The organism is Corynebacterium sp. HMSC034B08 (assembly GCF_001835805.1).
In the GTDB taxonomy this organism is placed as follows: domain Bacteria; phylum Actinomycetota; class Actinomycetes; order Mycobacteriales; family Mycobacteriaceae; genus Corynebacterium; species Corynebacterium coyleae.
Genome location: NZ_KV825900.1, coordinates 1 through 447, shown reverse-complemented (window position 1 = coordinate 447; position 447 = coordinate 1). Strand labels below are relative to the sequence as shown.

Annotated in this window: 1 protein-coding gene; it reads left to right on the top strand. The window is 62.6% G+C overall.

Translation table 11 applies throughout. The features are described from left to right. Positions 1-119: 119 nt before the first annotated feature. Positions 120-447: hypothetical protein (locus HMPREF2656_RS13265; protein WP_210400941.1), on the top strand; the 328-nt coding region annotated here is incomplete at its 3' end.

Below are 447 nucleotides of genomic sequence, written 5' to 3'. Positions count from 1 at the left end.
TGTTTAGAAGACTGAAATGGTAGCGGTGTGGTGAGTATCTGGTAGCGCCTGAGTGAGTATCCGGTAGCGGAGGCTCGCCTAGGCTCGGCACGGGCGGCGGGTCTGTCAAGGATCCAGGGATGGCCGCGTTGACAGGGGCGGGTTTGATGCCGGCGCTCCGAGGGCTCGGTACTGCCGCGTTCCGAGTAGTTGGTACCTGGACAGCCGAGCCGGGCCGACTGTATGACCCCGGCTGCAGGCATTACTCGTTCGAGCAGGCCACTGGGGGTGTCCTTGCGCATGGTGAAGACTTCTATGCGGCTTCGGTGTCCGCTATGTTGCAGCCGGCTCTCCGTCAGCGTTATTCGCAACTGCCCACAACGGTCCAGCGAGTCTTCGGTGCTGAGAACGCTCGGGGCCCGGGCTCCCCAGAAAGTCCCACGACCACTGTTGTCGGCCTGGAATCGA